Origin of the sequence: Cryobacterium sp. HLT2-28 (genome assembly GCF_004402495.1) — a bacterium.
GTDB classification, from domain to species: domain Bacteria; phylum Actinomycetota; class Actinomycetes; order Actinomycetales; family Microbacteriaceae; genus Cryobacterium; species Cryobacterium mannosilyticum.
The window spans coordinates 1-12,865 of record NZ_SOFH01000023.1 but is presented as its reverse complement, the minus strand read 5'-3'; the positions used below and the strand labels follow the sequence as shown (position 1 = coordinate 12,865).

9 protein-coding genes, 2 tRNA genes and 1 pseudogene are annotated in these 12,865 nt (G+C 68.9%); 8 read left to right on the top strand and 4 right to left on the bottom strand.

Annotated elements, in window-relative coordinates:
* Positions 1-54 precede the first annotated feature (54 nt).
* From E3O48_RS11520 to E3O48_RS11500, 5 genes are all read left to right on the top strand, one after another.
* Complete coding sequence (locus E3O48_RS11520) at positions 55-567, top strand: hypothetical protein (RefSeq protein WP_134538969.1); 513 nt, start codon at positions 55-57, stop codon at positions 565-567.
* A 29-nt stretch (positions 568-596) separates the two neighbouring features.
* Positions 597-2,441, top strand: a complete 1,845-nt coding sequence (locus tag E3O48_RS11515; RefSeq protein ID WP_166788689.1) for a copper resistance CopC/CopD family protein — start codon at positions 597-599, stop codon at positions 2,439-2,441.
* On the top strand, positions 2,438-5,467 hold the full coding sequence (locus tag E3O48_RS11510) for a S8 family serine peptidase (RefSeq protein ID WP_134538965.1): 3,030 nt from the start codon (positions 2,438-2,440) through the stop codon (positions 5,465-5,467). The genes E3O48_RS11515 and E3O48_RS11510 overlap by 4 nt, the downstream gene beginning before the upstream one ends.
* 105 nt (positions 5,468-5,572) lie before the next feature.
* Positions 5,573-7,021 carry a flotillin family protein gene (locus tag E3O48_RS11505; protein WP_134509909.1) on the top strand — a complete coding sequence of 483 codons (1,449 nt, stop codon included), beginning with the start codon at positions 5,573-5,575 and terminating at the stop codon, positions 7,019-7,021.
* 1 nt (position 7,022) lies between these two features.
* A complete protein-coding gene (locus E3O48_RS11500) occupies positions 7,023-7,745 on the top strand; it encodes a YqjF family protein (protein ID WP_241982507.1) in 723 nt (240 codons plus the stop codon).
* A gap of 41 nt (positions 7,746-7,786) precedes the next feature.
* Here E3O48_RS11500 and E3O48_RS11495 read toward each other — a convergent pair whose 3' ends face one another.
* Positions 7,787-8,476, bottom strand: coding sequence for a TetR/AcrR family transcriptional regulator (locus E3O48_RS11495; protein ID WP_166788688.1), 690 nt, complete (start codon positions 8,474-8,476; stop codon positions 7,787-7,789).
* Here E3O48_RS11495 and E3O48_RS11490 point away from each other — a divergent pair.
* Positions 8,475-8,876 (top strand): annotated as a pseudogene (locus E3O48_RS11490) (hypothetical protein); the annotation flags it as partial. The gene E3O48_RS11495 and the pseudogene E3O48_RS11490 sit on opposite strands and share 2 nt — an antisense overlap.
* A gap of 146 nt (positions 8,877-9,022) precedes the next feature.
* Here the strand turns inward: E3O48_RS11490 and E3O48_RS11485 are convergent.
* Together E3O48_RS11485 and E3O48_RS11480 are read right to left on the bottom strand one after the other, a co-directional pair.
* Positions 9,023-9,733, bottom strand: coding sequence for a M50 family metallopeptidase (locus E3O48_RS11485; RefSeq protein WP_134538959.1), 711 nt, complete (start codon positions 9,731-9,733; stop codon positions 9,023-9,025).
* A 4-nt stretch (positions 9,734-9,737) separates the two neighbouring features.
* Entirely contained in the window at positions 9,738-10,688 is a 951-nt protein-coding gene (locus E3O48_RS11480; RefSeq protein WP_134538957.1) for a cobalamin biosynthesis protein CobQ, read from the bottom strand.
* Between the two features lie 205 nt (positions 10,689-10,893).
* On the opposite strand from E3O48_RS11480, the gene E3O48_RS11475 reads away from it, so the two are divergent.
* Positions 10,894-12,357, top strand: coding sequence for an acyltransferase (locus tag E3O48_RS11475; RefSeq protein ID WP_166788687.1), 1,464 nt, complete (start codon positions 10,894-10,896; stop codon positions 12,355-12,357).
* Positions 12,358-12,556: 199 nt separating this feature from the next.
* Here E3O48_RS11475 and E3O48_RS11470 read toward each other — a convergent pair.
* A tRNA-Val gene (locus E3O48_RS11470) sits at positions 12,557-12,629 on the bottom strand.
* 155 nt (positions 12,630-12,784) lie between these two features.
* On the opposite strand from E3O48_RS11470, the gene E3O48_RS11465 reads away from it, so the two are divergent.
* Positions 12,785-12,856, top strand: a tRNA-Gly gene (locus E3O48_RS11465).
* Positions 12,857-12,865 lie beyond the last annotated feature (9 nt).

Here is a 12,865-nt window from a genome sequence, read left to right as displayed (position 1 = left end):
CCGTCGGCAGGCCGGATACCCCTGCAAGCCGACTGGCGGAAGGAAGGCGACACCGTGATCACCGAAACCATGCCCGAGGCGAACACTGAACCCGGCACTGAAGCGGACACGAAGCGACCCGGCCGCGGCCGGTTGGTCGCGATCGTCGTGGTGGCGGTCCTTCTGCTCGGGGCAGGTGCCGCACGCGCCTGGTGGCCGGAACAGAAGGCCGACGTTCGCGCGGGGACCACCCTGGTCACGGCCGAGGGCATGGCGGCTCGCTACGGGATCGACGTCAACCTGATCGGCGTGACGGCGGCAGGTGGACTGATCGAGTTCCGCTACCAGGTTGTCGACCCCGACAAAGCCGACCGGATGATGAATGACACCACACTGCTTCCGATCGTCGTCGTCGAGGAATCCGGGGCGACGATGGTCATCTCCAGGCCCCACCACGCCGCCGAGCCCCAGCTGGGCGGAACCTACTTCTTCCTGTTCGCCAACGCTCACAATGCCATTCATGCCGGTTCACAGGTGACTTTGGTGATGGGGGACGCTCGGCTCGAGCACATTGTGGCCCGGGGATGACCCGGGGCTGGCTCCGAGTGGGGAGCCGTGTGACTGCGATCCTGCTCGCCGCGTTCGTAGTGCTCCTGTTCGGGGCGTCGCCGGCCTGGGCGCACGGCGGGCTCGAGCGCTCCGACCCTCCCAATGGCGGGGTGGTCGCCATCGGTAGATCCGCCCTCACCCTCTGGTTCACGGAACCCATCGCCGAAAGCGCCAGCACCTTCGAGCTCCAGACTTCCAACGGAGTGCGGGTGGACGTGACAGCGTCCGTGTCCGATACGGACGGCGGGGGCATCGTCCGGATCGGAACGCAACCGCTTGCCAAGGCCACCTATCTGCTGAACTGGAAGGTTTTCTCCACCGAGGACGGTCACTCGACCAGCGGGTCGTTACTGTTCGGCGCCGGGACTCGCCCCGGGGCGGTCGCGTCCGCAGCGGCAGATGCCCCGGACCCTCCAGGACTCATCCTCCGCTGGTTGGACCTGTCGGCGATCATGCTCGCGATCGGCGCGCTGGCCGTCTCAGGTCGGGTCTTCGATTCGATGGGCGAGATCGGGAACACTCTGCGTCGGCGCGCGCTTGTCATCGGGGCGCTGGCTGTATGCGTCGCGGTCGTCACCGGAGCGATCACCCCGTTTCTCCTCACGCAGCGCGGCGGCAGTTCCCTCGGGCTCTGGTTCGACGCCACCTGGGCCACCCTGACGGGCACTCCCTGGGGTCACCTGTGGCTTGCGCGAGAGATTGCGATCGTGATCGCGGCGGCTGCGCTGGTCCGGGCGACTCGTCCGGGCGGCGCCGGCGGGCGGGTCCAGATCGCCGCCGTCGCACTGGCGGCAGTAGTTTGCCTGGAAGCGTGGGCCGGCCACGCTTCGACCCTGCCCAGCCGATCCGCACTGGCTGCCCTTGCCTCCGCTTCCCACCTCGTCGCCGCCGGAGTCTGGGCCGGCGGCCTCACCATTCTTGCCATCTGCCTGATCCCGGTGATGCGCCACCACCCGGACCTGCGCGGTCGGATTCTCGCCTCTGCCTGGCGGGCCTTCAGCCCGATGGCCGCAATCGGAACCGTGGTCCTCTTGGCAACGGGGCTCTACGAAGCGGGCCGCCACATCCCCGACCTGCGTTCCGTGGCCTCGACCGTCTACGGCGGCGCCGTGGCCGGAAAAGTGGCCCTGATCGCCGTGGCGCTGACCCTGGCGGTGATCAACACGCTGCTCGTCAATCCCCGCCTGGCCGCTCGGGTGGGCCGTTTCCTGGGCAGGCCTGTGGGGTGGCCGCCGGTGTCGCTGCGTCGATTCACCATCGTCGTGGCGACTGAGATCCTCGTTCTGGTCATAGCGGTGGGTGCGGCGAGCGTGCTCACCTCGGTTCCCACCGCTCGGGAGATCGCCACGGCGACACGGCAGACTGTGCTCCACACCGCTACCGTCGACGGACTCTTCGTCACCTTCGAGCAGCTGCCCGCCGGACCGGATCAGAGCCGTCTGATCGTCCGCGCGCGCTCGATCGTCAAGCTGGAGCAGGCTCCCGTCAACGGGGTCTCCGTCACCCTCGCCGCCCCGTCCGGGACGACGACCGACGTGTTGCTCAAGGGTATCGAGCCGGGACGCTACGAGGCAGAGATAGCCAGACCCGCTACCGGCGCCTGGAAGGCCACCGTGGCCCTGCAACGGGACGGCCTCCCCGCCGCGGTCACGCAGGTCGGATGGACCGTCTCCGCCGCGAGCTCTGATGGTGCCCGCCCGCTGGAGATCGTGACCTCCGGTTTGGCCGTCCTGCTGCTCGCCGCGATGCTGGGCACCGTCGGCCTCACCCTCCGCCGCAAGACGGAGACCGTACGGCCGACATCACTAATTCCGGAATTCGCACTGCGTGGCAACAGAGGGAGCCGATCATGAGGAAGACCCTGGCCGTGACTGTGATGGTCGCCCTGTTTCTGGCCGGGCTCGCCCCGGCGGCGTCGGCCCGAAACCTCGCCACTCCGAGAACCGGCAGCCTGACCCCGGAAGTCCAGGCGATCCTCGATTCCCTCCCTCCCGGAGACATGACCACCGTCGTCGTGACCTTGCGCGATCAGGCTGACCTGAAACACGTCCCGGGCGATCGACGTGCGGCTCGTCTGAAGGGCACGATCCTGGCGCTGAAGGCCAAGGCGGACGCCTCGCAGGTGCCGATTCGAACTCTGTTGCGCGCCCGGGCCGTCGAGGGCAGGGTCGCCAGGAGCACACCCCTCTGGGTCGTCAACGGGATCTCAGTGACCGCCACCGCGGACGTCATCCAGGCCCTGGCGGTGCGCCCTGATGTTTCGAGCATCACCGCCGACCAGGTCGTGGTGGTCCCTTCCGTCGGGATCCCGGAACCGAACGTCACCAAGGTCAGCGCACCCGCTCTGTGGGACCTCGGCTTCACCGGGCAGGACGTTGTGGTTGCGAGCCTGGACAGCGGCGTAGACATCACGCATCCGGACCTCGCGGGCCGCTGGCGGGGCGGCACGGACAGCTGGTATGACCCGTACGGCGAGCATCCCACCACACCGACCGACCTCTCCGGCCACGGCACCGCGACAACCGGTGTGATCGTCGCCGGTGACGCAGGCGGCACGTCCATCGGGATGGCCCCCGGCGCCAGATGGATCGCGGCAAAGATCTTCAACGACAGGGGAGCGGCAACGGCCACGGCGATCCACCAGGCATTCCAGTGGGTGCTCGACCCCGATCACGATCCGAACACCCCGGACGCTCCGCAGATCGTGAACGGGTCCTGGTCCATCGGTGCCGGTCCGGGGTGCGACCTGTCGTTCCAGCCTGACCTGCAAGCGCTGCGAGCGGCCGGCATCCTGCCCGTCTTCGCCGCCGGGAACTACGGCTCGGGTGGTTCGACCAGCGTCAGTCCGGCCAACTACCCCGAAGCCCTGGCCGTGGGCGCGGTCACCGGCACCGATCTGATCTACTCGCCCAGCAGTCGCGGACCATCCGCCTGCGAGGCCCGTACCAGGGTCTTCCCGGACCTCGTCGCACCAGGCGTCACCATACGCACCACCGACCTCTACGGGATGTACCAGACGTCCTCGGGCACGTCGATGGCCGCTCCGCACGCCACCGGGGCGCTGGCCCTGCTCCTGGGTGCGATCCCTGGGCTCTCCGCCGACCAGGCGCAGGCTGCCCTCATCGGCACTGCGCTCGATCTGGGCCTCGCCGGTCCGGACGTCGCATATGGCAACGGCCGGCTCGACGTCCTATCCGCCTACCAGTGGCTCAAGGGACAGCAGGACTTCGGAGTAACGTTCACACCGGCCGAGGCGAGTTCGATCGCCGGGGGCAGCGTGACCTACACCGTCCAGGTCACCCGAGCGTACGGCTTCAGCGGGGACGTCTCGTTGTCGCTGTCCGGCCTGAGCGCGGAACAGGCGGACTGGACTTTCACACCGACGGTGGTGCCCGCGGGCTCGGGCACGTCCCAACTGACGGTCGCCACGTCGTCGGCGATCCCGTCCGGCAGCCACCCGCTGACGATCACGGCCAGCAACGGCACCACCAGCAGGACTTCTACCGGCATTCTCGCCATCACGGAGCCCAGCGTGGGGGACCTCATCGGTCCGGCGACGACGTCCCCGACCCTGACGCCGAGTCCCGCCAACGGTTCGGCTGACGCCAATCTGCACGCCATCGGCGACGACGCCGCAACCGGCGGCTCCAACGTCGCTGCAGCCGAGTACTTCACCGACACCCTCGGGGCCGATGGGGCGGGGACGGCGATGACCGTCGCCCCTCCTGCGCCCGTCGCCAGCCTGGACGCCACGATCCCCGCCGCGATCGTGTCCGCACTCGCGGACGGCAGCCACACCATCTTCGTCCACGCGAAGGATGCGGCGGGAAACTGGGGTTCGACGGCGACGACGACCCTGCTGGTCGACAAGATCAAGCCGGTGGTCAGCCTCGTCAGTGCAACACCGAACCCGGCCCTGGGCGCCAGCACGGTGAGTCTGACGGCGCAGGCGACGGATGCCCTCACCGCGGTCACCCGGGCCGAGTGGTTCACCGGCGCCGACCCCGGCCTGGGCAATGCGACGCCGATGGCGGTCAGCGGGACCGGCCCATGGGGCCTGTCCGCCAGTCCGATCAACGTGAGCAGTTGGAACGAGGGTGCCTACACTCTCACCGTTCGAGTGCGCGACGCGGCCGGCAACTGGAGCGTGAACGCCGGCACGGTGCTCCAGGTGAGGGCACCGCTGTTCTTCTCGACCTTCGGGAACACCAACCCGTCCGGCGTGGCCGGTACAGCCGATGACGCGGATATCTACAACTGGAGCGGCACAGCCTTCAGCCGGGCGATCGACGTCAGCGTTCCGCCGTACAACCTGCCCGGCGGCGCCAACGTCGACGGCTTCGACCGGGTCGATGCCACCCACTTCTACCTGTCGTTCAGCGCGGCCAACACGACCGTGCCAGGCCTGGGCGCAGTGCAGGACGAGGACGTCGTGTTCTACGACGCCGGAACCTGGTCGGTGTACTTCGACGGCACTGCCCGCGGCCTGACGGCCGCGAATCAGGACCTTGATGCGATCAGCATCGTCGGAGGCGCTCTGTACTTCTCGACCCTGGGGAACACCAACCCGCCCGGCGTCGCCGGCGTGGCGGACGATGCCGATATCTACAGCTGGAACGGCACGGTATTCGCCCGGTTCTGGGACGCGTCCGCCGACGGCCTGGCGAACGGCGCCAACGTCGATGGCTTCGTCAGGGTCGACGCCACCCGCTTCTACCTGTCCTTCAGCGCTGACACGACCGTGCCGGCACTGGGGGCGGTCCAGGACGAAGACGTCGTCTACTTCAACAACGGCGTCTGGTCGGTCTACTTCGACGGCACCGCGCACGGCCTCGGCGCCTCCGACAACCTCGAAGTAGACGCTTTCGATCTCACTTGACGACGGCTGCTCGCGCGCGTGACCGCGAGCCTGCGCGCGGTCCGGCCCTCTCGGCTGCCAGACTGTGCCCGTAGCTCCGCGCCCATCGCGGGCCGGAAGGATCCAATGTTCGATTTCCTGCTCAGCCCCATTCCCGGGCTCATCCTGTTGGCGGTCCTCGCCTTCCTGATCGTGCTGCTGTACGCCCGGTCGATCTACAAGAACGCCGGCCCGGATGAGGCTCTCATCATCACGGGCAAGAAATCGAAGAAGACCGTCGTCGACGGCGCCACCCTCGAGCAGTCCGGGCAGCGGGTCGTGCACGGCCAGGGCGTATTCATCACCCCGTTCTTCCAGAAGGCCTTCAAGATCAGCCTGCGCAGCCGTGCCATCGAGATCACGGCCATCGCCCAGGACAAGATGGGAATCACCCTCACGGTCGAAGCGGTCGCCATCGTCAAGGTCGGCGACGACCCGGATGCCATCCGCGCGGCCGCCCAGCGTTTCCTCGGCCAGGACAAGAACATCGACAACTTCGCCCTCGAGGTCCTGTCGGGCTCCCTGCGTTCCTCCATCGGCGCGACCGATGTGATGACGATCATCCAGAAGCGCGACGAACTCGGCGCGTCGGTGCTCGCCACGGCCCGCGAATCGCTCGCCAACCAGGGCCTGGACGTCGACTCGTTCGAGATCAAGGGCATCAGCGACGCCAACGACTACATCAAGGACATGGGCCGCGCGGAGCAGGCCAAGGTTCGCCGCCAGGCCGAGGTCGCCGAACACCAGGCCAACCGGGAGGCCCAGGAGGCTGCGATCGCCGCCGAACAGGCCATCGCCGTCGCGCAGAACACACTCGCCCTGCGCCGCGCAGCCCTGCAGCTGGATACCGACAAGGCCGCGGCGGAGGCTGCCGGCGCCAGGCCGCTCGCCGAGGCCAAGACCCAGCAGGCGATCGTGCAGGAGCAGGAACTCACCGCCCAGCGCCGCGCGAGCCTGCGCAAGGCGGAGCTGGAATCCGAAGTGAACGCCGTCGCGGATGCCGAGGCGTACCGCATCCGGGTCACCGCGGTGGCGGCCGCCGACGCGGCCGTGACCGCGGCGAACGCCGACCGGGACAGCCGCAAGTCCATTGCCGAAGCGATCCGGGCCGAGGGCCAGGCCAACGCCGACGCCATCCTCGCCCGCGGTGCCGCCGAGGCCGAGTCGACCCGGCTCAGTGCGGAGGCCGTCGCCCAGCAGTCGGAGGCGCTCATCCAGCTGCGAATGGTGGAGATGCTGCCGCGAATCGCCCACGAGCTCGCGGCGCCGATGAGCAACATCGACAACCTGACCGTCATCTCGACCGACGGCGCGAGTCAACTCAGCAAGAACGTGGCCGCGGGTTTCAGCGAGGTCGACGCCATGCTCTCCTCCACCATGGGGGTCGGCATCCGCGACCTGCTCGGCAGTTTCGTGGGCGGTGCAGTCGCCGGGCAGGGGCTCGCGAAGGCAGCGACCGTTGAGCCGGCCGGGGAGCGGGCACCCGATGCCGCGTCTCCTGAAGACTCGACCTGGACCCGCACCGAGAGCCAGTAGCGTGGGACCGGAACCGATTTCGGTCATCGCGCCGCCGCTTGCGGGCCGCGCCTCGGCCAGCCAGCGGTGGTCGCACCTGGTCTTCCTGCACTGGCGGGTGGAGGCGGCGCAGGTGGCCCCTCTCCTGCCCGCCGGGCTCGTTCCGGACGAGTTCGACGGCAGCAGCTGGGTCGGCCTGATCCCGTTCGTGCTTGACCGGGCGACGGTCTGGGGAAGCCCGCCGGTGCCGTACTTCGGCAGTTTCGTCGAAGTCAACGTGCGCCTCTACGCGGTCGATGCCGACGGCCATCGCGGAGTGGTCTTCGTGTCCCTGGAGGCCTCGAGGCTCGCAGCGGTGATTGCCGCCCGGACCCTGTTCCGGATCCCGTACCGCTGGTCGCGCACCACGCTCACCCGCTCGGCGGGGGAGTTCCAGTACACCTCCCGCAGGCACCTGGCGGTGTCCGCCCGGACTGACATCGTGGCGCGCCGCACGGACCAGCCCGTCGTCGGCGACGCCCTGGCCGATTTCCTCACCGCGCGCTGGGCGCTTTTCAGCACGGTGCGCGGCCGCACGGTGCACCTGCGCAACCACCATGAGCCGTGGCCCCTTTTCAAGGCCGAACTGGTGCGGCTCGACGACACGCTCCTCGACGCGGCCGGATTCCCGGACGTGGCGGCCCGGCCGCCCGATTCCGTGCTCTACTCGCCTGGGGTGACCACGTGGTTCGGGCGAGCGGGCTGAGGCGCGTCGCCCGTTCGCGGCTCCGGCCTGGAGCCGGGGCGCTACCTGGTGCCGTCGGTGACGCCGGCGCTGTCCCGGATCCCGGCGACCAGTTGCCGTAGCGCGCGCTCGTAGTGCTCGTCACTGCCGTACGCGCTCATCTGATCGGCGACGGCGCGAGTGCGCGGGAAGCGCCCGGCCGGCAGTGCCGCGATAGCGGCGCCGATGGCCACGCCGGGGTCCTGGTCGATTCGGGTCGCGGCGCTGCGGGCGGAGGCGAACGCAGACCACCCGTAGTTGAGCGCCAGGATGCCGCAGAAGTCGGCGACGGCGTCCCCGCCCGTGATCCCCCCGCGGCTGAGGATCTCCAGGGCGAGTTCGCCGATCCGGGTGGCGTTCAGGCCGGGGTTGGGGCGGGTGAAGAGCGGGACGATGGCCCAGGGGTGTAGGGCCAGCAGCATCCGGTGTGCTCGCGCGAAACCGGCCAGGTCCGCCGCCCAATCCTCGCTGGGTTCCGGAGCGGCGAGGCCTCCGAGGATTCGGTCGAGGAGCGCGTCGACGAGGTCGTCCTTGGTCGCGAAACAACGATAGGGGGCCATCGGCGACGAGCCCATCTCGGTGGCAACGGCCCGGATCGTGAGGGCGTCGAGGCCCCCAGTGGACACTCGTTCGGCGGCGTCGAGGATCCCCTCGGGTGTGACCGAGCTGCGGGGGAGACGCTGGCGAGCGACGGGCGGGTAGGTCTTCGGCATGGGGTTGACTCCTCTGTGTGTACAGCGTACATTACCCAATGTCGTACAACGTACATTATCTGTTGGGAGAGATAAAATGACCGAAAACCCTTCGCCCACCCCATTGCCCGCCGGCCTCCGGCGCACCACCGGCGGCCTGTTCGTCGTCGGCGCCGTGGCCTTCGCCGCGGCCGCGACGGTGCTGTCCTCGACCTTCGACTGGCCGGACATCCTGCGGGAACCTGCAGACGTGGTCCTGCCGGCCTTCGCCGCGGGCGGCCAGGCTCTCGTCTGGACCTGGTTCGCGACCGCCTGGACCTACGCCATCCTTGCCGTCCCGCTCCTCCTGCTGCCGGCGGTGCTCCGGCGGACGGGCGACCCCGTGCTCAAGGCCGCCACCTCGATCGGAGCCGCATCGGTGCTGCTGTCGCTGATCGGATTCCTGCGCTGGGTGTTCGTGGTGCCTGCCCTGGCGAGTCCGCTCAGGCGCCGGCCAGGGCCTCGTCGCCGAGCGGGGCAGCTGGGACGGTGTCGCGGGACAGGGAGTAGCCCCGGCGAACTCTCCGGTCAGGCGGTGATCGGCAGGACGCTCGCCGCGAGTCCGACGCACAGAACCGCGACCAGGACGAACAGCGCAGCCCAGACGATGCCCGGAACGTGGGTGAGCCGGGCGAGCTGGTCGGCGTCCGAGGAGAGCCCGCCGCGGCGGGACCGTGACACCTGCAGTTCGATGGCGGTCCGCACGGCGCCCAGCAGCAGGAACGTCGTGATCAGCAGTGCGCCGATTCCCTGGACCAGGGGAGTGCCGAACCAGGTCAGCGCGAGGATCAGGGCGCCGGTGACCAGCACGGACCACAGCCCGAACCAATTGCGGATCTGCACGAGGATCAGGGCGAGGGCGGCGAGCAGCAGCCAGAGCAGTCCGCCGGCGTAGCCGGCGCCCAGGATCGTGGCAGCCGCGAGGCCGAGCAGGGCCGGGGCGGTGTATCCGGCGAGCAGGGTGAGGATCATGCCGAATCCGCGCGGCCGTCCGCGACTGACCGTGAGTCCCGACGTGTCCGAGTGCAGCCGGATGCCGCCCAGCCGACGGCCGGTCAGCGTGGCCACTAGGGCGTGGCCGCCCTCGTGCGCAATGGTCACCAGATGGCGTGCGCGCCGCCACAACGCCGGGACCAGGACGAACAGGCCGGCCGTGAGAACGGTGAGCAGTGTCGTCGCGGCGGGGAGCGGGTCCTGGTGGGCGCTGACGCGCCCCCAGAACTCGAGAAGTGCGTCCACCGGTTCAGAGGCCTTCCGCGATCGTCGCCGTGGCGTGCAGCCAGGCCCGGCGGGTCTGCGGGGCCAGGGAATGGATGTTCAGCGGTCCACCGGTGACGATGGCCGGGTCGTACGGCACGTCGCAAACGGCCCGGGTGAGCTGGCCGAAGTGGTCGTGCAGCCGCCTGGAGAGCGCGGGGTCGACGGCCGTGGCCGGCATGGTGAGGATCGTGACGGCCTGGGCCACCTTGTCGGCGTGTCCCTTCTGGCGCAGTCCCTCCAGGAGCGCGGCCGCGCCGTAGCCGGTGTCCTCGCGAATCGTGGAGACGACGACGAGCTGGTCCGCCGTTTCGACAGCGGCCTCCCAGTTGGAGGCGCGCATGTTGTTGCCGGTGTCGACGATCAGAACCCGGTAGAACCGGCTGAGAATGCCGAAGAGCCTGCGGTATGCCGGTCCGTCGATGGTGGACACGCCCGCCGGGTCGAGATCGGATGCCAGCGCGTCGAACTGGGCGTCTCCCTGGGGGTGTACGTAATTGTCCAGGTCACCGAGCCGAATCGAGTGTCCGTTGTCAAAACGGCCGAGGTCCCGCAGAAGATCCATGGCGGTATTGGTGTGCCCGGTGGTCATGATCCGCACTCCGAGGTTGCCCATCGACTCGTTGTTGTCCCAGGCGAGGGTGTAGCCGCCGCGGTACATGCCCATGGTCGCGGCGATCAGCAACGTCGCGGTCGTCTTATTCGCTCCGCCCTTCGGATTGAGCACCACGATCGTCCTCGGTCCGTCGAAGCCGCGCTGGACTCCGGTGATCGCCCGGCGGTGCACGCGCTCGGCGCGACCGGGGCCGCAGGCGATGAGTCCGCGGGTCAGCCGCACCACCTGCCCCTGCCACCCGTGCTGGGCCGGCCCTGCAGTCGACGGGTTGGCGGGCGGCTGCGGGCTGAGGAAAGGGGCGTGCGCGGTGTTCTGCGTCATGGTCGCTCTCTTTCGTTCGCAATTCCCGGGTGTGTGCCGAGTGGCAGTGAGCAGCAGGGCTGGCGCGTCACCGTGCTCAACCGTAAGAGATTCTTCACGTTCGACCAAAACCGGAGCGCTTCGGCCCAGAGCGCGGCCCACGACGTGCGTGCGATTCGGTGTCACACTGGGCGCAACAGCAGCTCCGCCGGAACGGAGGTGGGAGTTGGGCAAGTCGACGCGCGGACAGGTCACCGCGGTGGCCTCTGGCCGGCTTGCGCCGCGAGATCCGGTGATGGACCTCGCCCGGGTCGCCGGCCTCGTCGTCGTCGTGATCGGGCACCTGCTGATGCTGGGCGCATCCGTTGCCGGTGACCACCGGCTGGTGGTCCAGCGCACACTGACCCTGCAGCCCTGGTTCACGCCGGTGACCTGGATCGCCCAGGTCATGCCGTTGTTCTTCGTGGTGGGCGGATTTGCCGGGGTGATGAGTTGGCGCCGCACAGAGGCGCGGGGAGGAACCGCTGCCGTCTTCATTCGCGCACGGGTGCTTCGCCTGGCGTGGCCCACCCTGCCGCTGTTCGCATTCCTGGCGCTGGCCATCCTCGTCATGCACCTGGCCGGACTGGCCTCCGACACCGTGGCGGAGATCGCCACCGGGGTCGTCTCGCCCCTGTGGTTCCTTGCCGCGTACACCTTCTGCCAGGCCTTCCTGCCGGGGATGGCGACAGTGCACGCGCGCTGGCCGGTTCGGCTGCTGGCCGGCCTTGCCGGGGCGATGGTGGTCGTCGACGCCGTGCGGCTGGGGACGCACACGCCGGAGCTCGGCCTGCTCAACATGATCTTCGTCTGGCTCTTCGTGCAGCAACTGGGGCTGTGGGCCGCCGATGGCTGGTTCGGCCGGAGGGGACGACGATTCCTGCTCGTTCTTGCCGGCGCGAGCTACGCGCTGCTCGGATTGATCACGACCGTCGGACCGTACCCGGCGAACATGCTCGAGAACCTCAACCCGCCGACCGTGGCCCTCGCGGTCCTGGCCGTCGGGCAGTTCTCCCTTCTGATGGCCGCGCGCCCGCAATTGGAGCGCCTGATGCGCTGTGCGCTCGTGCAACGCGCCGTGGCCGGCATCGGGGCGCGGACGATGACGGTGTACCTCTGGCATCTTCCCGTCCTCGGCCTCATCGTGGGGACGATGCTGCTCCTGCCGGTGCCGGAGCCGACCCCGGGAAGCGCCGACTGGTGGCTGACCCGCCCTCTCGTCCTCCTTGTAGCCGTGGGTGTCCTGATCGGCGTCGCGGCGTTGTTCGGCCGCTTCGAGCATCCGGCCACGTCTCCAGCCGACGCCGCGGTGGCGGTGCGCGACTGGCGCGTCGGAGTGTCGACCGCGTTGATGATCGTTCCGCCGTTCACGATCGTGCTTTTCGGCCTCAACCTGGGCATCGCCGTGATCAGTGAGGTGCTGCTCACGGTGGCAGTGCTCCTGCAATTACCGGTTCGGCTACACGAAGATGCGGACCAGGGCCACGAGGATCGCGATAAGGGCCAGGATGATCGCGGCCAGGGTCAGCCTGCGGCCGCGCGCGCCGGCCGGGATGACGCCGAAGGCCTTGCCGGAGAGCATGACGGCGATGGTCGCAAGGATGAGCCCGGCAGAGGGAACAGGCACGGCCAGGATGATCCCGGACAGTGACAGCCAGAACCCCGGGACCCGTCCCGGCGTCTTCGACCAGTCGACCCGAGGGGCGCCGAGTCCGAGGAGGCCGTTGCCCTCCATGTTCGCGCGCGGGTCGTCCACTGGCTGTTCCTTCCGTCGTGTCAGTCTTGCACGCGCGGGGCTGCCGGGGTGGAGACGGCAGAAAAAAACCCCGCATGACCGGGGCTTTTGTTTGTGGGCGATACCGGACTCGAACCGATGACCTCTTCCGTGTGAAGGAAGCGCGCTACCAACTGCGCCAATCGCCCTTGCGCGGCCACAGCTTCGACCACGAGTTCTGATACTAGCCCAGAGCAGGGATGCGGCGCACATCGAGAGGGGCACAACACGCCGGGCCGGCTCGGTTTGAATATGCACCGGAGTATCGGCTAGAGTCTTCAAGCGCGCAGAAATGCGGGCAGTTGCGGATGTGGCGCAGTGGTAGCGCATCACCTTGCCAAGGTGAGGGTCGCGAGTTCGAATCTCGTCATCCGCTCGAATTGAA

What these genes read in the sequence shown, in the direction of transcription:
- E3O48_RS11505 (WP_134509909.1), top strand. Translation starts at nt 5,573, where the DNA reads ATGTTCGATTTCCTGCTCAGCCCCATTCCCGGGCTCATCCTGTTGGCG.
- E3O48_RS11510 (WP_134538965.1), top strand. Translation starts at nt 2,438, where the DNA reads ATGAGGAAGACCCTGGCCGTGACTGTGATGGTCGCCCTGTTTCTGGCC.
- E3O48_RS11495 (WP_166788688.1), bottom strand. Translation starts at nt 8,476, where the DNA reads ATGCCGAAGACCTACCCGCCCGTCGCTCGCCAGCGTCTCCCCCGCAGC.
- E3O48_RS11480 (WP_134538957.1), bottom strand. Translation starts at nt 10,688, where the DNA reads ATGACGCAGAACACCGCGCACGCCCCTTTCCTCAGCCCGCAGCCGCCC.